At 32.9% G+C, this 23,081-nt stretch carries 14 protein-coding genes and 6 pseudogenes; 5 read left to right on the top strand and 15 right to left on the bottom strand.

Features of this window, described 5'->3' with window-relative positions; translation table 11 throughout:
* Nucleotides 1–57 precede the first annotated feature (57 nt).
* Together DJ93_RS28560 and DJ93_RS28555 are read right to left on the bottom strand one after the other, a co-directional pair.
* Nucleotides 58–369 (bottom strand): annotated as a pseudogene (locus tag DJ93_RS28560) (immunity protein YezG family protein); the annotation flags it as partial.
* A gap of 313 nt (nt 370–682) precedes the next feature.
* The gene (locus DJ93_RS28555) at nt 683–1,855 is read right to left on the bottom strand and encodes a tyrosine-type recombinase/integrase (protein ID WP_042984940.1); all 1,173 of its coding nucleotides are present in this window, start codon (nt 1,853–1,855) and stop codon (nt 683–685) included.
* A 397-nt stretch (nt 1,856–2,252) separates the two neighbouring features.
* On the opposite strand from DJ93_RS28555, the gene DJ93_RS28550 reads away from it, so the two are divergent.
* The 3 genes from DJ93_RS28550 to DJ93_RS28545 all read left to right on the top strand — a co-directional run bounded on the left by DJ93_RS28550 (nt 2,253) and on the right by DJ93_RS28545 (nt 3,860).
* On the top strand, nt 2,253–3,260 hold the full coding sequence (locus DJ93_RS28550; RefSeq protein WP_042984939.1) for a helix-turn-helix domain-containing protein: 1,008 nt from the start codon (nt 2,253–2,255) through the stop codon (nt 3,258–3,260).
* A 175-nt stretch (nt 3,261–3,435) separates the two neighbouring features.
* The gene (locus DJ93_RS32705) at nt 3,436–3,597 is read left to right on the top strand and encodes a DUF5065 family protein (protein WP_117287963.1); all 162 of its coding nucleotides are present in this window, start codon (nt 3,436–3,438) and stop codon (nt 3,595–3,597) included.
* Nucleotides 3,598–3,635: 38 nt separating this feature from the next.
* A complete protein-coding gene (locus tag DJ93_RS28545) occupies nt 3,636–3,860 on the top strand; it encodes a hypothetical protein (protein ID WP_052109765.1) in 225 nt (74 codons plus the stop codon).
* 178 nt (nt 3,861–4,038) lie between these two features.
* On the opposite strand, the pseudogene DJ93_RS28540 reads toward DJ93_RS28545, so the two are convergent.
* From DJ93_RS28540 to DJ93_RS28515, 7 genes and pseudogenes are all read right to left on the bottom strand, one after another.
* A pseudogene (locus DJ93_RS28540) lies at nt 4,039–4,518 on the bottom strand (IS6 family transposase); the annotation flags it as partial.
* Between the two features lie 261 nt (nt 4,519–4,779).
* A complete protein-coding gene (locus tag DJ93_RS28535; RefSeq protein WP_042984935.1) occupies nt 4,780–5,274 on the bottom strand; it encodes a DM13 domain-containing protein in 495 nt (164 codons plus the stop codon).
* Nucleotides 5,275–5,350: 76 nt separating this feature from the next.
* Nucleotides 5,351–6,435 (bottom strand): annotated as a pseudogene (locus DJ93_RS28530) (sensor histidine kinase).
* Nucleotides 6,432–7,145, bottom strand: a complete 714-nt coding sequence (locus tag DJ93_RS28525) for a response regulator transcription factor (protein WP_042984933.1) — start codon at nt 7,143–7,145, stop codon at nt 6,432–6,434. Before DJ93_RS28525 ends, DJ93_RS28530 begins: the two are co-directional and overlap by 4 nt.
* Before the next feature lie 379 nt (nt 7,146–7,524).
* Nucleotides 7,525–9,834, bottom strand: a complete 2,310-nt coding sequence (locus DJ93_RS28520) for a binary toxin-like calcium binding domain-containing protein (protein ID WP_042984930.1) — start codon at nt 9,832–9,834, stop codon at nt 7,525–7,527.
* A 229-nt stretch (nt 9,835–10,063) separates the two neighbouring features.
* Nucleotides 10,064–10,319: pseudogene (locus DJ93_RS34250) on the bottom strand (IS4 family transposase); the annotation flags it as partial.
* A 289-nt stretch (nt 10,320–10,608) separates the two neighbouring features.
* Nucleotides 10,609–11,289: a lysozyme family protein gene (locus DJ93_RS28515; RefSeq protein WP_042984928.1), complete on the bottom strand. Its 681-nt coding sequence runs from the start codon at nt 11,287–11,289 to the stop codon at nt 10,609–10,611.
* Nucleotides 11,290–11,561: 272 nt separating this feature from the next.
* Between DJ93_RS28515 and DJ93_RS34950 the strand changes: the two are divergent.
* Nucleotides 11,562–11,687, top strand: a pseudogene (locus DJ93_RS34950) (vancomycin resistance histidine kinase VanS); the annotation flags it as partial.
* Between the two features lie 118 nt (nt 11,688–11,805).
* On the opposite strand, the gene DJ93_RS28510 reads toward DJ93_RS34950, so the two are convergent.
* The 4 genes and pseudogenes from DJ93_RS28510 to DJ93_RS28495 form a co-directional block, all read right to left on the bottom strand.
* Entirely contained in the window at nt 11,806–12,903 is a 1,098-nt protein-coding gene (locus DJ93_RS28510; protein ID WP_042984926.1) for an acyltransferase family protein, read from the bottom strand.
* Nucleotides 12,904–13,293: 390 nt separating this feature from the next.
* Nucleotides 13,294–14,232 carry a class A beta-lactamase gene (gene bla / locus DJ93_RS28505; protein ID WP_042984923.1) on the bottom strand — a complete coding sequence of 313 codons (939 nt, stop codon included), beginning with the start codon at nt 14,230–14,232 and terminating at the stop codon, nt 13,294–13,296.
* Nucleotides 14,233–14,785: 553 nt separating this feature from the next.
* Nucleotides 14,786–16,752: pseudogene (locus DJ93_RS28500) on the bottom strand (penicillin-binding transpeptidase domain-containing protein); the annotation flags it as partial.
* 361 nt (nt 16,753–17,113) lie between these two features.
* A complete protein-coding gene (locus DJ93_RS28495; protein ID WP_042984920.1) occupies nt 17,114–19,252 on the bottom strand; it encodes a peptidoglycan D,D-transpeptidase FtsI family protein in 2,139 nt (712 codons plus the stop codon).
* A gap of 483 nt (nt 19,253–19,735) precedes the next feature.
* Here DJ93_RS28495 and DJ93_RS28490 point away from each other — a divergent pair, with 483 nt between their 5' ends.
* A complete protein-coding gene (locus DJ93_RS28490; RefSeq protein WP_042984918.1) occupies nt 19,736–21,481 on the top strand; it encodes a peptidoglycan D,D-transpeptidase FtsI family protein in 1,746 nt (581 codons plus the stop codon).
* Between the two features lie 35 nt (nt 21,482–21,516).
* Here the strand turns inward: DJ93_RS28490 and DJ93_RS28485 are convergent, their stop codons facing one another.
* Together DJ93_RS28485 and DJ93_RS28480 are read right to left on the bottom strand one after the other, a co-directional pair.
* On the bottom strand, nt 21,517–22,344 hold the full coding sequence (locus tag DJ93_RS28485; protein WP_042984915.1) for a hypothetical protein: 828 nt from the start codon (nt 22,342–22,344) through the stop codon (nt 21,517–21,519).
* A complete protein-coding gene (locus DJ93_RS28480) occupies nt 22,334–22,867 on the bottom strand; it encodes an RNA polymerase sigma factor (protein ID WP_042984914.1) in 534 nt (177 codons plus the stop codon). Before DJ93_RS28480 ends, DJ93_RS28485 begins: the two co-directional genes overlap by 11 nt.
* Between the last annotated feature and the right edge of the window lie 214 nt (nt 22,868–23,081).

Here is a 23,081-nt window from a genome sequence, read left to right as displayed (position 1 = left end):
TTAGAGGAGTTTAAGATTATTTTATTTTACAAGATTCATGTATTGAATCCTCTTTCTTTATAACTCGCTTGTATTCTTTTTATGCTTCTCGATTATCTTGAAATCACGTTTTTTATTCTTGTCTGGGACGATACCTAATTTTTCATATTCCCAAATTACACGTTGCTCATAGCTGTCATCATTTTCTAAATTTCTATAATTATAGTCAACATTAAATTTCCCATCGGATGCCAATTCAAAGGTAAGATTGGTCCACTGTTCCTTTTTGTTGTCTTTAAATTCCTTCCATAGTTCCGATAGATATTCGTATAATTCATGTAATTGGCCATTAATTTCCTCTTCATTCACATGATCCATATCTTCAATATCTAAACTATAACTTTCAAGCTAGAAAAACAAAATTGCGCTTATAATAAAACATACACTATACTTTCCTATAATTTGAGAAATCACATATTTTTTGTTTTAGAACGCGACTTCCGAACAGATGCCCTATAAAAGCCTTAACAACTCATAAATGAGGTTTTGTAGAGAACGATACTTGTAGTATTAATTATCAACATAACACTCATTAAATCGAAATCTGAGCATCCGTTTTTTCACATAACAGATAATTAATTTACATAAATATACAAAAAGGGATTTCAGGTACCTAATTATGCCTTTACATTGGCTGTTTCTATCAACCTAGCATATCCGCAAAACTTGTTCCCACATTATTTTTACGCTTCATATGTTTCTCTAAGTAAATCTTAGTTGTTTGAATATCTTCATGACCAAGTGTCTGCATTAAGTGATACAAATCCGCATTCCCCTGTTCCACAGCCATAATCGCAAAAGCATGACGAAACGTATGTGCAGTTACAGGGTTTTCTCGATGTTTTAAGAAATCTAAATTTGTCTTTTTAATCATATCAGTTACCTGGTTAGATAATGTTTTAGCATTATAGAAGTTACCTCTTTGGTTCACAAATAACGGATTTTCCTCTCCCTGGTTTAATACCGTTTCAAATCCCCTTCTTTTCCTCATTTCACATATACATTGATACAAATGTTCTGAAATAAAGAGTTCTCGTACCTTATCGCCTTTCCCGATAACTTTTAGCCAATACTTCCCATCATAATGTACATCTTTAACCATTGCTGTACACAATTCCTGAATACGTGCACCAGTACTTGCTAATGCAAGCAAGATTGTATAATTGACTAAATGTCCCCTCTCTTTATAGAACCCAAGTATCTTCATGACTTCATCATATGATAAATCACGATTTGGACGATCTTGTGCATTTACGTTTGCGCGTTGCAGCTCTTTATGAAGTGGCTTTTCTATATACCCACATCCATACAAATGTTTAAGGAAAGAACGAATTAAAACCGTCTTTTTCGCAAGTGTTGCAACTGCATACTTAGATTCATTCCGGCCATTCTTCACATCTTTTAACCAGTTGTTATATTTACGTATGTGCCAGGGCTGTAACGCTTTAAATAAAGACGCGTTTTGTTGTACCTCTTCCCCATTTACCTCAAATTCCTCTGCCTGCTGCACTATACATTGGCAAAATGATAGAATTTCAGACACATAGCTCTTCTTTGTATCCTCCTTTCTATTTTTCTTTTCATCCATATCTTTTTGTAAGTGTACAAAATGGTATATGACTTCCAAGTCATTCAAGAAATCATATTTCCCCTTTCCATCTTTTTCTGCAACCTCCATTTTTCTTTCCACATCATTCATATAACGATTGTTATTTAAGAAAGGAACTATATCTTTAATATGTTCTATATATGTATCTATAAATTGATTTTCATCGTTTATAGTAGGTATAATCTCATTTTTATCTTTATTATCCATACATTTAGTTCTCCTTTTTTAGTACAGATTTGTAACGTAATAACTTATATTCAATTATACTACGTATTTAAACTAACTTACATTGATCATACAAATTAAAAATCATATTCTTTCTGTAAGAAGACTCCATTCTTCTCTAATTAATTATACATATATTTTTTTATAAAATATTAATAACAATATGTATTTTAAAAAGTAATTTATCTAATACAAAACACATTTTATATTTAATATGATTATTAAAATTAAATTATTTATAAGTTTCATATATATATAGGATTATAAATATAGTAAAATTGGCCCATTTAAAATACTTAGAATTAGTTTTATATGTATAGAAAACCCTGATATACTATATTTATAGATTACGGAAATTTACGAGGGAGGCATTGTTTTCATGTCACAAGATTTACTGTTTATTACAAAACCAACTGTAACGTCAAAAGAAGCAGCGGATTTAATGGGAGTTACTGTACAGACAATTTTAAAGAAGGAAAAAGAAGGATTAATCGAATGTGTATATAAAGATAATTGGAAGCAATTTGGTAGCAAAATCTTTTATTTAGAAGATATCGAACGGTTAATGAATAAAGAAGAAGTAAAAGGCTTAAGTACAAAAGAAGCAGCGGAACTTTTAAATGTAGCACCGTCTACTATATTTACTTACATTAAATCCGGAAAATTACCAGCAACAATGGTAGAAAAGCGTGGGAAAAAAGTATATGTCATTGATGAAGAAGATTTAGAGATTTTTCAGCTTGATTATGAAAAAACAACTACGAAAGAACGTAAAACATTTATCACCAAGATCCAGGATACAGAAATTTACTTGTATCAATTACTTACACACCAACATACATGCAAGACTGCTCGTGTGATAGAAATAAAAGGTGATGATGGAAAAGTAATAACCGAAGATGAAGAAATCTTCTCTTTATCCGAATACAAAGATCGTGGTTACACAGCAGAGTATTTTGAAAAAAAAGCAGTCATTACAAAACGCGGGTATTTGTCTTTTACTTTCAAAAAACCTCAATTATTTCATTCAATCACTTATAATCTAATTAACTTATTTTATAAAGAGATTGGTGTTACTAATATGCGAGTAACCATTATACAGGACACAATCCATTTAGAAATTAAGCCATATATCCTAAAAGTGGATCCATTGAATTTACAGGAGGAGATTAAGTACTTGCATTCTCATATGAAAAACGGTTCAATACTACCACATGTTGACGGTATTTACTTTAAGAGCAATGTAGAACCTTTAACTTTTCATGCGGATCATGAATTTAAACAAAAGGTAATTCAAATGGCTTCTGTTGCTGGTGTGGGGCAGGAGGAATTTTTGCTTCAAGCAGTCAAAACTTATATGAATTCATTAAAAAAAGAAATGAAATAAGAGAAATCCGTTATGGGTTTCTTTTTTGTTTATAATCATGTTTAGCCAAAAACTAAATCTTACTTATTCTAGACAAAAAACTAAACATTAAAATAAATAAAACTATTTACCATAAAACCCTTGTATAATTAACAATTATTTTAAAAATTAGTTTTTATTGGATGGTTAATGTATTATGAGATTAGGAAAACTGGCACTTATCGGTGCATTAACATTGGGCAGTTTTACAACTGTAGGAATAATTGCACCAGCAAAACAAGTTTCAGCAGCTACATTAGATAACTTTACTGTTGTATCCACAGCAAATTCATATTATCAGGGCAAATCTTTTTATTAAAAGCAACGAACGATAACCCTTATAGTGTATGGTATCAAGTGAGCGATAAAAAATTAATTGAAGACAAATGGAAATATTGGGACACAGATTGGTATCATTCAGAATTACTAGCCAATACATATGAAGATTTTGACATTTGGACCGGTTGGGGTGGACAAATTGTACAGCCTGGAATGTATCGTTTGAAAGTGGAAACAAAACATGCTGATGGAAAAACGGGTGTTTTTTATACTGATACAATTGAATTAAAGAAAAGCGAGTAGATGGAAGCATGGAGCACAGACAATACAGAGTACAAGAATGCGAGTGCAATAATCAAAAGCTTTGCGAGATCTCTCGCAAAGCTTTTATAATGATACATATTATAATAGTATTTTTGGTTCTGGTGCAATAATCATTTGATAGAGGTATAGAAACCTGCATAGACTGTTCAATGGTTGATTATGATGCAATTCCAAATAATTTATGTATGAATCTAACTTCATTTTGGGCAGACTTCACCTGTAAGTGAAGTTGTCCTTTTTTCATCATATGCATGGTTTCAACGCCACTCAATATAGAAGTGGCTGTTTCATATGACTTGAATCCTAACATAGAACGTACACGTTTCTTAATGAAACGGTGATCTTGTTCCACTATAATATTGAGATATTTAACTTGCCTTAGTTGTATGCCTTCAGGCATACGTTTCTCTTCTTTTAATTCTTGAATTGCTACAGCATAGGCAGGGTTCTTATCTACTGTTATTACGCGAGGTTTACAAATATGAGAAGTAGCCAAGGCTTTCTTGAAAAAGCGCTTGGCTACTTGTTTATCTCTTGATTCACTTAGATAAAAATCAATGGTATTTCCTTCTGAATCGACTGCGCGATATAAATACATCCATTGCCCTTTTACTTTCACATACGTTTCATCGACTCGTACATCTAAAAGACCCAGGAAAGATTAAAATTTTATTTGATGCACTAAAGCTAAACAAAAAGCAAAAAGAAAAGGTCAATGAACTGCGAGAACAATGCAAAAACGAATCAATTTAACGAAAGGGAAAATGAACTCATCTGTTCAAAGTCGTGAGAAATGAATGAGTTGAAATAGTTGGAACGCCGTATGCGGTGAAAGCCGCACGTACGGTGTGAATGGGGGGAAAAGGGAGAGATAACCTCAAACCCTTACCTATCCATATCAATTTTTAAAATAGGCCGCACCAAAGTTTTCATTAAATCGTTTACACCATATAGAAACCGAACCATATGTACTTACATCTATTCCTTCGGGGATTTCATAGTTTTGGTCTCCTTTATTTCCCTTTAACTTTCCTAATTCAATATACTCATGGTTTTTAACGTCTTCATTATTTTTCAAATGGCTTGTAGGAACTAATACAACTCGAACATCTGGTCCGTTAGAAGTTGAAAAATTGGAAAGCCGTAAAACACGTTTTCCATCCGCTAATTGATGGATTGTTGCTGTTCCAGTTGTTTCATGGACACCGTTTTGAAACTGACCCGCACTTATTACTCGTTCTTGTTGGTTTGTTTCGTTTGATTGTATTTCTGTTTGTGGCAATACTTCATTCACTTGCTTATCAATAAATAATTTCTCGGGGCGGAACAAAGACCATAAAATTCCTCCGACGATTATAAAACCTCCTATAAGCAATACATTTTTTCTTTTCATAAAGTAAAAGACCTCCTGTAACCTAATGTTTAGTGATATGTTAACAAGGAAGTCTTACATTTCTATAACATAAAAATTACAAAAGCCTTTCAGCAATCTTATTGTTTTCTGATGTGATGGGAAGAGCAAACCAAAATTCACTCCCCTGTTTTCCATCAAGGCGATCTCTCACACCAATTTCTCCTTTATGTATTTCAATCAATGATTTTGCAATGGCTAATCCAATCTCTGAACCTCCAGAGTGTGAACTTCTTGATTGATCTGTTCTAAAAAAACGTTCAAATACGCGTAATTGATCATTCGGAGCAATTCCTTCCCCCTCATCACGCAAGATGAACTGGACCTGTTGATATTGTATTGCCTATTTTCCTCTACAAGCAGCTCAATTGTTCCAGAGACAGGGGAATACCGAATCGCATTATCTAACAAATTACTAATAACCCGTGCTATTTTACACGGCATAATTAAAAGTCGAGGTAACGTATCCGAGACCTGCAATTGTAAATGGATCTGTTTGTCCGCTAATAAGACAGCATATGACTCTAGTACACCTAATAGGACTTTGTCCATATGTGTTAAAATTGGATAAAAATCAACTTGCCCAAGTTCTAACTTTGAAAGATCAAATAAGTCATTAATTAATCCACTTAATCTTTGAATTCCTTTTAGGATTGTTGCTAAGTACTTCCTTTTCATTTCAGGATCTTCAATCAGATTATCTTGTACTGCTTCAATCATCAATTGCATGCTAGCCATAGGCGTTCGTAAATCATGTGAGATATTCGTAATTAGCTCTTTACAGGCTTGTTCCCCTTCTTCTAACTTAGTAAACCCTTCTTCTAAATTTTTTGCCATCTGTTGAAAGGCTGTTGCTAATTCTTTAAACTCCTGTGGTTCTTTTCCAATTATATACATTGTTTCGAATTGTCTATCGCTAAACTGTTTCGTTAGTTCAATTAAATTTTGAATGGACCTCATGATGGGTCGTGTCATTAGCCAGTAGATAAACGTTGAAATAATCATTGCTCCAACCGCAATTACTGTTAATAATCGTGTTTATTCCGGTTCAAGTAACATGTTCGTTTCACTATACCATATAGCAATTACAAGAATACTGGTACTTAATACATTCATCAATAACAATTGAATACGTAATCTCATGTTTCATTTCCCCTAGTTGGCTCAAAGCGATATCCTATGCCCCAAACCGTATGAACCCAACGATTCTCTATCGTATGTTTCTCCAGCTTGTCACGTAAACGACTCACTAACACGGTTACTGTGTTTGTAACGCCTTCATGCTCAAAATCCCAAATAAGTTCAAAAAGTTGTGAACGAGAAAACACTTGTTTTGGATGCTTTGCCATAATACAAAGCACCTCAAATTCTTTCACAGTTAATTCAACTTTATTTTCACAAACGAGTACACACCTTGTCTTTGGATAAATTTTTAAATCTGGAAATTCTATCACTTCTGATAGAGATTCTTTTGCTTGTATCGGTATCTGATTTCCTCTTCTTAATATAATTTGAACTCTCAATACTAATTCACGTGGTGAAAATGGCTTTGTTACATAATCATCTGCTCCCATTGTTAAGCCTAAAATTCGATCTCTTTCCTCTCCCTTTGCAGTCAACATAATAATAGGGACATTTGATTGTTGACGAATTTCCTCACATAATTCCCAGCCATCTTTTTTCGGCATCATCAAATCTAAAATAATCAAATCAGGTTGATAGCGATGAAATACATCCCAGCCTTCAGCCCCATTCATAGCTGTATAAACTTCATATCCTTCTCTCTCTAAGTAGCGTTTGCATACTTCTCGAATGTTTTCTTCATCTTCTACGATTAAGATTCTATTTTTCATATATAATCCTCTCTTCTCTTACACCAATCACAAAACGAATGTTTCTTTTATCTGCTTTAACCTAATAAATCTATGAAACTTGGATATGCAGATGTTATCACTAATGCTATTGCTAAGTTAAAATACAATACTTTGGTCTTCCATTCACTAAAAATTCTTTAAAGTGATTCCATAATCCGGAAGATAATTTTAACACTTGACTACTTGTATAACTAGATGAATTTTGTTTATATACCTTTCCGAAAAGAATAAATACTGGGGGTATCTAGTTTGGGGCGTATATAGAGAGATAATAAATTTACAGAAGAATTTGATACATTTTAAAATTCATATATATACCCCCATCCATATGGACAGGGGGTATATATAGCATCATTCTTTACTTAATACTTTCTAATTCCCATTGGTGATAATTACCTGGTGAAGTTGTATGCTCGGATCTTAAAACACGCTCACCAGCACCCACAAGCGGAGCAATACCATTATCTGCAACAGAACTAGTCCACTGATTTTCTCTAGATGTTATATAAGTAGAATCAGATTTTAGATAGAAGCTCTTCTGATTAGGAAGTTTGTCTAATTTAATAGCAGATCTATTTCGGTCAGTATCTAACCAGCTATAATCATAACCGTTTCCAATGTTTAAATACTGGTGATTACTATGGCTACTATTCGTAAACTTAAGAAACACTTCTTCATCTTTTTTGAATGGTTCTTCAGGTTTAGATTTTCCTTTTCTTTCAATCAATACTGGTGTTGCTTGAATGTCTGGTCCATGTATTGCTTGTTGGATAGGACCGAGTCTCAATCCATCCCAATTATTTCCCTTAAGTGAAAAGTGTACATATCTCCCATTAATTGATTGGCTTAAAGTACCGGCGTTCCAAGATTCTTTTACACCGTCATAAAAGCGACTAGATGACTTCAAATAGTACTGTTTACCTTCTACTATAGGTTCTCCGGAATTATCTACTACTAATTTATCGATAGCATCTAGATAACTTTTATTTGAAACAAGAGGCGTGAAGACTTCAGTTTTATTGTCTTTTACATCAATGAGTTCAAACTTTGCTTGAGATTCTCCAAGAGAATTACGGTTTACTGCTAAGTCTACAGGTTCATTCTCTTTAGACTCATATACATTTGAGTTCTGATTTCGAACTAATGTTACCTTTTGGCCCTCACCTTTTTTATTACGAACCGTAACAAAGATTTCTTCACCCAAATTAAATATCCCTGGTATAACCGATGCGTAAATCTTTTTCTTGCTATAATCATAACTGCTATATGATAAAGTTGGTCGTAGTGCACGGTTATCAAAGAAACCAAGGTTCTTACCTCGTTCTAAAAGAGTTCGATTTGGACCATAACGAACTCGCTCTTCGTTTAGTCGACCATTTACTACATAATTCGCTATCCAACCTTTATCAGCTATCCCAGTATGTGCAAAGAATTCGTCTAGTGAAAGATTATGATTAATGTTAGCAGGCTTTTCCTTGCCCGTTCTTGGTGTATAGACTCTATATTTTGGTATAGAACCGTAGTTTGTTTCTACTAATGTAGTAGAAGCATTTACATTTGATGCAAAATGCGACCAATCTCCTAAATTTACAAATTGTCCATCTTTCATTGTATACACATTCATCGTACTAGTAGGCAAGACTTCAATAGAAAGGGGTGCCCCTTGTTCTACTGCTTTTAATTCATCCAGTGTTAGGGAAATTTTCACATCAGCTTGACCTTCTACACTATCCATTAGAATTTCAGTTTTATTGTTTCCACCTTTTGCTGTAGTTAATAAGTTGGCCTTATAACGATCTTGTGTTGCCTTTACAGTATTAATAATTTTATTTCCTAATCGAATGTTAAAGTGAGGTGAAACATCCCCAGCAGATGCAGTACCCGTATTTTTATATTCTAGATGAAGTCTCACATTTGCTGCTTTAGATGAATCAACAGTGGTTGCTGTCGACCAGTCAAAACTATTAGAGACGCTTTCTGTTTCTGTTTTTGTATTGGAATAACCATACCCCACGTTTATCGATCCCTTACCCGATGGTACAGGACCCACTGCTGATCCCTCAGCGCCACCTTCACCAGCTAGGCCAACATTAAAAGAGTGTTGTACAGATAAGCTTTTTTCCCAACTATTAGTGCGTGACTCACCATTTGAATCTGTAATACTAGCAACAGGAGTAATATCGATACGTTTTACAGCAATTTGTAGATTTGGTACATTCGCGATCATGGGGTTAAAATCTATATCAGAATCACTATCATAGTGCTCCACTTCATAGCTATCTGTAAAAGGGTCTCCATCTGAATTTGCACTCTTAGGATTTGTTATAAATCTCTTTTTCCCAAAGTCTTGTACTAGATCATATAACTGGGCCTCATTTTTCCCTGTCTTTTCATTAAATACAATTTTAAATCCTTTTTCTTCCACATCATTAGGAATTCCATCCTCGTCCCAATCATTATTTTCCTGAGGCTCTTCCATAATCATGATCCCCTTTTTTCCAGAATCACCATATATAATATTCTGTCCTTCCTTTAGATTTTTATCTTCTTTAAAGGTTTCCACCTTTCCATCTTGTTCGGTCTTTGTTTCAGCTAAAGCAGGGGATGTTATCGTTAATGCCATAGTTAAACTACTTACTGCACCAAGTATTGGTTTTAATTTTTTCATCTTAGTTTTCCTCCATATTTCCTATATGCGTTTGAACATCTACTAGTAAGATTTGACTTCATAATATATAACAGGCCTTTCATTTCTCTTTCACAAATGTTACAAAAGTCTTTCACAAATCTTTTTTTACTTCATGTATATATCATGTTAGTTTTTCTCAAGAGCAAGTGTAGATTATTTGAAAATTTGCATACGAAATAAACCCTAATCGGAGTTTCACTTTTTTTTAATTAAGCCGCTTACTGCGAAGAGAGTATGTCATTCCTTTCTTTTTCTCTCGAACAGCTTGTCTTGTAGACGCTTTTTTGTTGTTCTTCTGTACGTCGATGAACAATGACACAAGTCGGTACTTTATTATTCATCCTTATTTAAGCATCTGTTATTTCATATGTTTGTCCTGACTGCATGGAGTTCATCAACTTCTCCATATCTAACTCAACGTATTGCGTACCTCTCTTTATTCTTCCGTCTTGAAAATAATCTGGGAGTTGAAATGCAGTTGAATCTAAGATACGAATACGCTTAAAAATAGAAGGATATAGAGAAGAAAGAAGCCTAGATGCTGTAAGGGGCTTGAAGATAAAATACTTTGAATCTCTTGTTTTAACTCGTCATATATAAAAACAGATATACAAAAAACGCCATCCTTTCCTATGATTCTACAGAAAGAATAGCGTTTTTTTCGTTATATGAATACAAAATTATTTTAGCCGGGCATGTAGTCATACTATTTTTAGAATACGGGTATCACTATGACCTGATTTAATAGATCTCTCACATGAATCTTAAAGTTCTTACATTAAAACTTTTCGAATTATATTTTGAATTTTTTCGGAGAAGTTCTTCAATAAGTTTTGTTTTTTCATTCACCTTTGTCGCATATGTGAAATCACCATAACAATATGGATACCTAAAATTATTTTTATTTCCACCACAAGTGTACATCGCTGGATTTTGATCCACTTTCATCTTAGAAAACTTTTTAGCCGAATCTTCCGAGTGTTGTTTAACTTCTTGACTGGCAATAAAATCAATATACCCTGGTCCCATATTATAGCTTTGAATAATTGTATCCATGCTAACATCATTTTCCGTTCCATATTTGTACATTTGAGCAAAGTGTTTTACCCCTTGTTTAATGCTCAAGCTTATCTCTTTAATTTCATTTGGCTTTAATCCAAGTGATTCAGAAGACTGCATAGGGTCGTTGCCCTCACCCCTACTCTCTTGGTACATAATTCCTAACAAAAGTGCTGTTTTCCCTCCTAAATTATATTTTTCTAATTCCTTTTTCAAGCTGGGCTCATATTGTAATAAACGTTTTTCGGTAGCAAGCACTTTATTTTTATGAATATTGGTTTTATGATTAAAATATAATATCCCAAGTATTGTTCCTAAACCTAAAATACTAATAAAGAATAATATAATAATTTGTTTTTTACTCGTATTCTTCATATATTATTCCTTCTCGTATAAGAAATTCCATTTTTCGATGGTGGTTGGTTATTTACAAAAGATGTAATAATCATCTATTTCCCTGCTCCTTTTTAGACTCAAAATTATTTTTTTAGGTGTAAAGTTTAATATAGGAATTTAAAGATAAAGTAAAGATAAGATAAAGATATAGTAAAGATAAGACAAAGATATAGTAAAGATAAGACAAAGATATAGTAAAGATAAGACAAAGTGCATTTTTTAGAGTACTTTAAAAAGATATTGGTACAAACGGATATGAGGGACAACTTGTTGATATGAATGGATATAGTAATAATGGAGAAGTTATCGTACAAGTTATTAATTATTTAGATAGCATTCCAGAAGAAGATTTACCCTATCTTTTTGATATGCTTTATATAGAAAACTACAAGATAAAATATAAGAAAAAACACCCGCCTGAATTGGAGGATTTTTCAATTCAGACGGGTTATTCTTTGAATCGTTTCCGTACTCCTCCAAGTATCACACTTTTTTTTAAAACTTTGTTGTTCTTTGTTTTGCCCAATTGATACATTTCTTTTCAATTAAATGATACGATAATATAGAACAAAGTATTGTCATTGTAATACATAAGATAAGAAGGAACAGGATAGGTATCTTTGCATACAAAAGTTTAAATAGTACCATCATGATTGGAAAATGACACAAATAGATACTATATGAAATTTCTCCTAAGTATACAAATACACCCTTATTTAAAATAGCTTTTACTTTTAGGTTACTCATAGCCATTATAATAAGTATACTAACACCAATTACGACACCCCAATCTTTTAATAAGAACGTAGTATCATTACGAGAAAACCCAAAAATCAAAATGGAATATAAATATAGAATAATCCCTAATGCAGTAAGAAGTCTTCTTTTTAATTTTTTCATATTCCTATATAAGTAGATAAGTTTTTCCTGATGCTTAAAAAGGAGCATTCCAACCATAAACATAGATGTAAAATGCAGTGTATCGGCATAACCATTATAAAATCCCTCAGCTTTCCCAATATGCAACATATTAAGAAATATACTAATTAAAGAAAAGCTCATAGCAAATAGTATCGTTTTCTTCCAACTCTGTTTATAAAAAAGAAGGAATAACAAAGGAAACACAATAGATATACGCATTTCTTGAGCCAATGACCAGATAACTGGATTATAATTTTCCGTAAAAAAGTTATTAAGAAGCACAAAGTGATTGATAATATCTAATTTTGTTATAGACCCTTGCCACCTATCATAGAACCAATCTCGTAGTCCTGTCACTTCATACGGCGAAAACAAAATAAATAAAGCAAAGGTGATGAATATCCAGAAATAATAAGGGATATAGATTCGTACAAATCGCTTAATTAAATATCCCCAATAATTTGTTTTTGAATGATAAATTGCCATAGATAACACAAAACCACTGAGTATATAAAAAACGATTACAGCTTCCCCGCCAGCCCATAAAAACCTAAGCGGGGAGAATTTAATAGAATTAGGCAACGATGGTAGCATTAAACAAAAATGTCCAAATACCACTGTAATAGCCGCTAATCCTCGTATTGAATCTAATTCTTTTATTCTCTTACTCATAAAATGTTCTCCTTGTAAATTGTAGATGTTGCTGTTAATAAAGATTACTATACTAGTACGGTGGGAGCATTATACATATTGTGCTTATTCTTTAAAAAATTCCTGATATAAGCTGTACAAAGTCAATCTGTGTATCATGTGAAAGGAATCTTCGTATTTAGGCATATTATTTTTCATAATCTTTTGTCATGAAATGAAATAGATACTACACTTCCAGAAATCGTAATGTCAAATGTAACACACCGTAAACAATGCTTCCCGTAGCTCCCAAACAAGAAATAAAGGATCTTTCCATACCATCTTTTCATTTTGAGTGAAGGCAGTTACCCCAATGGTTTAAATGCTATCCTTCTCACATAATGGTTCTTGTTAGTTACCACTGAGATACAATTACTTGAGGACATTGACTATAACCTTGGCGGCCTGCGCGATTAGTTCATTATCATAGGTAGCATCTTCCTTATCTCGGCTGGACAGAATTGCGATGATAATGGGTGCTCTATTCGGTGGCCAAACGATGGCAATGTCATTTCGTGTTCCGTAGCTTCCAGCTCCAGATTTATCACCGACTTCCCAATCTTTTGGTACGCCAGCGCGGATGAGTTTGTCTCCTGTAGCGTTTCCACGCATCCAATCCGTAAGGATTTTACGTTTGTCAGTTGGGAGCGCATTTCCGACCGTGAAAGCCTTAAGATCGGTAGCAAGTGTTTTTGCTGTACTTGTATCACGAATGTCTCCCGGAATAGCTTCGTTCAAATCTGTCTCAAAGCGATCAGCCATGGTAACCTTATCACCAATCTGTCTAAGCGCTTTTTCAAATCCTTTAGGTCCGTCTAGCTTCTTGAATAAAAGGTTCCCTGCGGTGTTATCACTGTAACGAATAGCAGCCTCCGCAATTTCCCCAAGAGTCATACCGGTATCCACGTGTTTCTCTGTAATTGGTGAATACTCGACTAGGTCATCTTTTGTATAGGTGATAACTTCATCGAGTTTGTCAATTGAATTTTGCTGTAGCACTGCTCCTGCAGCCAGAGCTTTGTAGGTAGATGCGTAAGCAAATCGTTCATTAGGTCGATAAGTTACTGCCTGGTTTGTCCCGGTGTCGATAGCATAGACACCCAGTCGAGCGTTAAACTTTTTCTCGAGTTGTGCGAACTCTCGATGAGTCGCATGATTTACATGTTTAGTTTTCTCTGCTTTTTCTTTTGCTTCCACCTGCAATGGTTCACCTGTAAAAAGTTTTACACTTGCAAGGCTTAAACTTAGTATTCCAACACACATCCCTATTTTTAACATCCTTGTACTTTTCAAAATGATCAGTCCTTTCATATTTTGCAATACTTAAAATAGATATCAAACGGGATACATTGTATCCAATTTGGGCACTCATTTTTAGGATTATACTTAATAGACAATCTAAGTAATAAGTTTGTTCCACATTTACAAAAAAAATTAAATTTAAGATAAAGTAGAATCTGTGGTTTATAGTAACGGAACGTAAATGGTAATAAAATACAAAAATAATATCCTTACTGGCATTTCATTCAATACTGTAGTCTTTATATATTTTAAGACAGATACAGTATCAAAGATTTTTCATCAAAAATGATGATTTTTGATAATTACAAAACAGAAAAAAATTGATCCTTTATGATTTTTTTATTTGTCGTAATCAATTTATAAATTTTTATCATTATATAAAATAAAGGCTATCCATTAGGAAAGCCTCTATTTTATATAATTCCTATTACAAGAATTTCACACGCTATCTCTATAACTACCTTTAACATCCTATCTATATTATAGATTTCCATAATACCTTCAAGTTGGGCAAACATACGATGAATGAATCGAAAAATTTCACTTTAAAACTAAGTATTATTTCTGAAAAAACATGTTTTATTTTTTCACCTGGAACGTTGCTTCCACCTCTACCTTTTACATTTTCAATCATCATAGTAACAATCATGTTTGGCGCATTTGCATCGAAAGCTGCAAACCATCCAAATTCTTTGCCCTCTGCTTCCTTCGATTCTTTCAGTTCTGCTGTACCTGTTTTACCAGCAAGAATTATACCATCAACCTTAGCAATTCTCCCTGCACCGTCGGAATCGTTAATTACCTTTATTAACGTACTCTTTACTATCTCTTGATTCTCTTTAGAAATCACATTTTCTTTCCATTTTTTCACTTCTTTTTCTTCTTTTATAAGATGAGGCGACGGAATATTCCCTTCATTTACAATCGGTGCATATGTTAATGCTAAATGAAGAGGCGTCATTAATACTTGTCCTTGTCCGTATCCTGTGTCTGCTAGTTGAATATCATTTTTTATCCTATCTTTTGCAATTATTGAAATAGGAAATTCGTATTCGATTGGTAACTTTTCATGAAATCCGAACTTCTTAAGTTCACTTAAATACTGATCTTTGCCCATTTTCAAAGCTTGTTGCGCAAAATAAATATTATCAGAGTACTTCATTGCCTTATCAAAATCAATTGGACTAGCATCTTTCACACGTGTTACATAGTAATTTCCCCACGATGAATCTTTTGTCCACTTTAATCCTTCAATTTTAAATTCTTCCTTCGGATTTATTGTTTTCGTTTCCAAACCAATTGCACCTGTAATCGTTTTAAATACGGAACCTGGTACAAATGCCTGTGTGAAGCGATTTATCATTGGCTTTTTTGAGTCGTTATTCCATGCTTCTCGTTGGGCTTTTGATGCTCCTCTAACGATCATATTTGGATCATAAGCAGGACTACTTACGAGTGCGATTGCTTCACCGGTTTTTGGGTTAATCGCTGCACTAGATCCTGCTTCATTTTTCATTTCCTTGTAAATTTTTTCTTGAATTGAAGTATCAATTGTTAACGTAACATTTTCTCCATCTTTTGCTTCTTTTTTTGCTAAGTTTTTAATCTCTTTTCCATTCACATCTTCCATAAATACGCGTCCCCCCTTTTCACCGCGCAATTTATCTTCTAATACTTTCTCTAAACCTGTTTTACCCACTAAATCATCCGCTTGATACCCTTCGTTTGTAACTCCTCAGCATTTACTTTTCCTACATATCCTGTTAAATGCGCTGCCGCTTCTCCTAATGGATATGTACGAATATTTACTGGGTGAGATGAGACACCTTCCAATGAAATATAATCATTTTGCATTGTCCCTTCTGGTAAAATACCAATTGGTACAAAAGAATCTGACTTTATCCATTTTGCTGTAAGCTTCTGGTCAACCTCTTCTACAGACATATTAAGTAATTGTGCTACTGTTTCTTTCGTTTGCGCTGCCGTTTCTCCTAATTTCTCTGGAATAATTCCAACTTCAGTTGCTTTTCCATTCGTTGCAAGCTCTTTTCCATTTCTATCATATATTTCTCCACGTTTTCCTTGCTCTGTTTGCATACGTACTTTGTAATCTTTTTTCATACCTGGGAAAATGAAGTCTGGAGTCCAACCTATTTTCCAAGATTCCTTATCCTTATCTTTATCTTTCACGAGTTTTGCTTCATGGATGAATGAAACTGTTCCTCCATCCGTATCCATATTAACTTCAAAAAGAAGACTTTCTTTATCTTTAGCATTCTCTCCTTTGGTTTTAATTTTTAAATTCTTTACTCCAATACCTTCATAGATTTTTTGATATTTCTCTGTGAAATCCTTTTTAGAAATCGTCTTTTTTGCATGTTCTGATAAATGATCATACATATTTGTAAATTTCTTATCATTCCATAATTTCACATATTCCTCAAATGCTTGTTCTGGTGTTTCGCCTTTATTGCAACCTACCAACATAAGTCCGAAACAAAAGAAAAGTAGCATCCATAATTTTTTCAATTCAATCTTCTCCTTTAATTAAATTAGAATGGCATCAATACTGTGGACCCCTCTTAGATAAACAAGCAATTGTTTTAATTAAATAGCTTTTATCATTAGTTTTAGATTCATAAATTGCTATGAATATTATGAACCTACTGACTCTTCACTAGCCCATAAAAATCTAAGATATGATAATTTTATATAGTTTGTTAGAAAAGGTATTATCAAAAAAAATGTGAAATAACAACTCTAATAGCTGCTATTTCACGCATTAAATCTACTGTTTTTTTATTCTCTTGTCCGTAAAGATTTTGATCTAAACAGGATCTCTTAAATCCTGATAATCAATATCTTTACTAGGTAGAAATATGAAAAAATTTTACTGTTTCTGATTAGAGCTATCGGTATTGCTAGTTTCACCATTTATACGTTGCTTTTTCAAATCAAAGTATGCGTCTAAGATATCTTTTCCAATTAATGAGTTAATACCACCTTTATCATTATGAACCCATGGGACCACTACAGAAAAAGCTACTTCTGGATTATCGTATGGAGCATATCCAACCAATGTTAAATTGTAACACTCAATGCGTTCACCTTTTTCATTCCTACCAATTGGATTCTCTCCCCCATATACCGTTTGAGCTGTTCCGGTTTTACCAGCTGGTTTATATGGAGCTTGTTTGAAATACCTCACACCAGTTCCATCACCTTCTTGAAATACCCATCTAAAACCTTCTTTTACTCGCTCAATGTATTCTTTTTCTACATCAACTCGATTTAATACAACAGGTTCTATAGATTGAACTACTTTGCCAATCTCTTCTTTTTCCACTGTTTGTTCACGTATTTCTTGCACAATCTGTGGCTGCATCCTATATCCATCATTTGCAATTGTAGAAATATATTGTGCCAATTGAAGTGATGTATACGTATCATACTGACCTATGGAGAAATCCAGTAAAAATCCAGGCTGAGTATCTTTCTGTCTTGTTTGTCCTATTATTTCATTCGGTAAGTTAATCCCTGTCGGAACTCCTAAACCAAATTGTTTGAAATAATAACGCATTGTGTCAAATGCAGATTGTTTGATATCCAATGTACCATTCGGTACATAATTAACCCCAGCTATTTGTAACGCTGTATGGAACATGTATACATTGGATGATACTTGTAAAGCTCTTAAATCATTAATATTCCCAAAACCAGACACATTCCATGACTTTTTAGCTTGCGTACCTTTAAATTTCATAGGTGCATCATAAAATGCATCTCCTGGCTTTATAGCTCCTGTTTGGTATCCAGTTAATAAGGTAGCACCTTTTACAGCTGAACCTAACTCATAAGAAGTTATCATGTTACCTAATGCAAAGTCTTCCAGCTCTGTTTTCCCATCTTTTTCAGCAAATTTTTTACCAGCCATAGATAAAATTTGTCCCGTTTTAGGGTCCATCATAACAACAAAAGCACGATCCATTAATGGTTCCGAACTTTTAAAAGCTCTTAAATTTTTCTCAATACTTTCTTCCACTTTCTTTTGCAATTCCATATCAATTGTTAATGTTAAATTATTACCACTTTTCCCTTTCGACACTGTTTCTGTTTTAATAATATTTCCTGATCTATCAGTAATATTTTTCACTTCTTCTTTTTTACCATGTAATACATCTTCATATCTTTGTTCAATATAACTTTTTCCAACCCGATCATTACGATTGTATCCACGCACTAAATACGAAGCTAAGTGTTCTTTAGGCAATCCTTCTTCCCTGCTTGTTATATTCCCTAATACAGAACGAAATAAATCACCATTTACATAATTACGTTCCCAGTCAACTGTTGCGTCTACCCCTGGAAAATCTGTTAGGTTTTCGCTTATTCGTGCATACTCCTGTTCTGTCGCATCTCTTTTAATAATTTGAGGGGTCATTTGATAACCAGAACTCATCTTACTTTTAATCGCTAACACTTTTAAATCTTGCAGCGTTAATTTTGCTAATTCTTCTTCTGTAATACGATTTCGTCTTAACTCTTCAATTTTCTTGTCTAACTCTTTCCCTTCTATGCCCTTCTTTCTCAGATTTTCTTCATCTTGTTTAGTAACCTTTTCTTTGGCTTGCTCCTTATTTAATTGCATCCAAAAATCTTTTTTATCTATCTCAGTTAACTTATTTATGTCTTCTTCAGGAATTTCAAGTACATTTGCTAAATCTTTCGCCGTTTTTAAAATATCCTCAAGTTTTATCCCCTTTAACCTTGTATACGTAATAGAACGAAGGGGGCGATTATCAACGACTGGTTTCCCTTCTCGATCAAAAATCTTCCCACGAGGTACTGAAAGACCTATTGTTTTATTGTTGTTTTTTTCCACTTCATTTTTATAAGTCTCTCCATCAACAATTTGTAATCTTCCGAGCTGAACAATAATAGCTGAAAATAATAAAAATATACAAACAAACAAAACGTTTAATCGGAGAGGTATATATGGGGGCTTTTTCTTTTCTTTTTGCTTTTTCATATATCCTCCTTTTGTATCTTTAATGAGTTTCCTGCGGTTGTATCACTATTTATTTGTTACATACTTTCCATTCCGGTTTAAAATGACTAATTTAAACGGAGTTCTTACATAAGCCAAAACTTATCAATTAAATACGGTGAAAAACATAAAAATAACAGTTTATTCAATCGGTATAATGTATCCATACCTTTGGAGGTATTTGTGAAATAGAAACACCTTTTGCTTGATTTATATTGGAAGCCTGCCCTATTATTTCTGCAACTTTCACTGGAAGTGCTACATTGGTAAGTCGACTTACTTCTAAAAGAGTTATACTTATACCTACTTTTAACACTATTTTTCATAATGATTATTCCTTTCTTAACATATTAGCTAAAAAATGTTGTAACACTTAATAGACAATGTAAGTAATGAAATAGTTCCACATTTACAAAAAAAAAAATTAACTTTAAGATTAAGTAGAGTTCAAAAAGGGAGGATTTTATGATTCTTACAAAAAAAAAGAAACATATGTATTTAGCGATTGTTATCATTATTAGTGTTGTTTTGATAATTTTATTTAAAATAAATTTCATCTCAGTTACTATCACTACTTCTTTAGCTGAAAGAGGTAAAATTCTTGATCAAAATGAGGTAATACTGGCTACAAATAAACAGAGCAAATCCTTGTATTATACTTACAATGATGATTGTTCAAATAAACTTGATATAAGGAACTTGTTAAGCCTTTTAAAACAATTTTCATCAGAATTTCATCATGATATTTCTTTGAAAAATGTACAGTTAGAATTACAAAATTCTTGTAAAAAACAGGATAAAGATGAAATACTGTTATATTCAGACTTAAATGATAGTGAATTTGAATTTTTCGCCAAAAATAAAACCAAAAATATAATAGTAAAAAACGAATGGATACGATTTTACCCACAACATGAAATTGCATCACAGGTCATTGGGTATACAGATTTAAACACTTATTCTAATGATGTTTCTGCCGGGAGGAATGGAATTGAGCTTCAGTATGAAAACGATTTAAAAGGTACATCAGGAAAAACTCTTATATTTCAAATAAACAATAAAAAATTATCTTGGGACATCCAAAAGGCACAAAAAGGAAAGGATATTCATTTAGCATTAGATTATAAACTACAACATAAAACAGAAGAGGTACTAAGATCTAACATCAAAAATATACCTGATGCTGATGGTGGATATGCTGTAGTGATTGATGCAAAAACCGGTAAGGTATTAACAATGGCTAACTCATCAATCTTCGATCCTAATATACTAAATCCACAATTATCATCAATTGAAAAAGAAAATTTGATATTACTTTCTCAAAATAAAACAATCCGAAAATTAAAGTATGGTGACTCTTATGTGAATATGGGATCAACAATAAAACCTCTTACTATTTTGATTGGATTAAACGAAAAGCTTTTTCAACCTGCTGATACATATTTAGATACAGGTAAATTCCAATATAATGACCAAAATAACATTGCCAATGCTACTGGGACTCCAACTGGTGAAATTACACCGAGTCAAGCTATTATTAATTCATCCAATACATTTATGACAGCAAAAGTAGCGCTTCCCTTATTCAACCAAAATAATGGGAATATAGAAAAAGTAGCCACTATCTGGACAGATTATTTAAAACAATTTGGTCTCCGTTCTAAAACTGGCATTGATTTACCCTTTGAAGAAGAAGGACAATATCAATTACATCCATCTAGTAAGTTTGAAAATGGGATTTCTGCTTTATTAAATGCCTCTTGGGGAGGAAACGAAGTGCATACTCCTCTCCAACTCGCTCAATACGCAGCAACTCTTGCAAGGAAAGGGGAAAAATACAAACCTCAAATCGTAAATGCTATCATTGATAATGATGGTAAAAGAAAGAAAGAATTTAAACCAATCTTAGAAAGTTCAAATCGTTATCCTTCAAGTTTTTGGAGCGTCTTACAAAATGGAATGAGTCATAATATACAAGAAATTAAAAACTTGCCATTTGACGTTGCTGGTAAAACAGGAATAACAAGTTCTCCAAACGAACAAGAAAGAGTTATAGATCACTCTCTTTTCATTGCATATGCTCCTACCAAGGATCCGCAAATTGCTATTTCTGTTATTATTCCTGGTGGTGATTCTAAAACAAATAGTGCAGCTGTTGTTGCAGCAGAAATATTAAAAATTTGGGATAATCTCCAAAAAGAGAATAAATAATAAAAGGCAGGTTCTATAAAATGAACCTGCCTCTTTTACCATATAGAATCTATACTCTTTATTTTCCAAATGCCATCATTACCTTTTTCAAAAATGAAAGAATACTCAATGTCACTTAAAATATAATCTTTTTTCACATAACCTGTATTACCATTAATTGTAGTTATTTTTATATATCCATCATTCTCCACTTTTTCTGGAATCCAAGCTTTTACTATTTCGTTAGATACATGATATAAAACTTCGGCTTCAGGTTTTGGTTCGGCTAAAATTTTTGTTTCTTTTCCGGTAACAGTCGCATATATATAATGTCCCGGTTTTGTTTGATTACTTTCTGTCAAACCACTTGGTATTTTATATAGTGTTTTATTAGCATTGACAAATTCTCCCCCCATTGTAAGAGCAACTTGCAGATCATGAAAAATATCTTCATCAATCTTCCATTCATCCTTATTATAATTTCTCCCTTTAAAAACAAACTCATCATTTAATGCTTTATATAAATCATTCTTATTTTTATAATTTGTGCTCTGATATAATTCACTCATAAATTGTTTTAGTGATGGATCTTGATAGGATTCATCCTTTGTTTTAACCTCAATTTGAGTACTGCTTTGTACAGGTGGTTTATTTTTATCAAGCCAAAGTGGTTGAATAGCAAACAAGATAAAAACACAAGCGAGAGCAACTGTAATAGTTACTGTTTTTTTAGGAAACATTCTTCTATATTTAGGGGAATCTACCTCTTGATTTTGATTTATGGATTGTTTTATTTTATAAATAAATTCTTCTTCATCTTTACGCTGTTTCATTGGTCCATTTTTTAATTCTTTATACCAACCAGGCTTTCTATCATTGTTCATAATTTTTATCCTCCCCTAATACTTTTGAAACTCGTACACGAGCTCGGTGTAGCCGAGATTTCACAGTTCCAATAGACACTCCTAATGTTTCGGCTATTTCATCATAAGATAATTCATATTTAGCATCTAATATTAATATTTCACGATGTTTTTTCGGTAGATTTAGTACAATATTCCAAATTCCATCTATGTCCTCTTTGTTAAAAAATTCTTCTTCTGCTGAAGGATACTCCTTATCATCCCTAAAAAATCCTACTAAAGAAACCCTCTTAAAATAGGAAGATTTCAAATGATTTAGTGCGGTATTCCTTGTAATTTTTAATAACCACGTTTTAACAGATGATTCATTTCGAAATGAATGCCAATTTTTAAATACTTTTATAAATACATCTTGTGTTATATCATCCGATAAATGTGTGTCTTTCGTAATAATAAATGAATAATTCCATACATCTTGCCAATGTTTTTTTATAATATAATCAATTTCATCATGATTACAATTTTTAATAACCTTATGTTCCATCTTGACACCTCAAACTGGTTTGAATATACATAATAACTTTCCCTCGCTTTTTTTACTTGATTCAATATATAGACAAGGCAAACGTTTCGTTTGTTCCATTTTGCATTAAAACTAATATAATTAAGCTCGAGTACAAAGACCTAATATGCTTATAAATAGTTTTTGAAAAGGATCTCTTGCTCATCTCTCTCTTTATGTCACCACGTATTATAAT

It is taken from the genome of Bacillus clarus (genome assembly GCF_000746925.1).
Classification (GTDB): Bacteria; Bacillota; Bacilli; order Bacillales; family Bacillaceae_G; genus Bacillus_A; species Bacillus_A clarus.
Note: the sequence above shows the minus strand (reverse complement) of the source record. Positions and strands in the feature narration are given on the sequence as shown.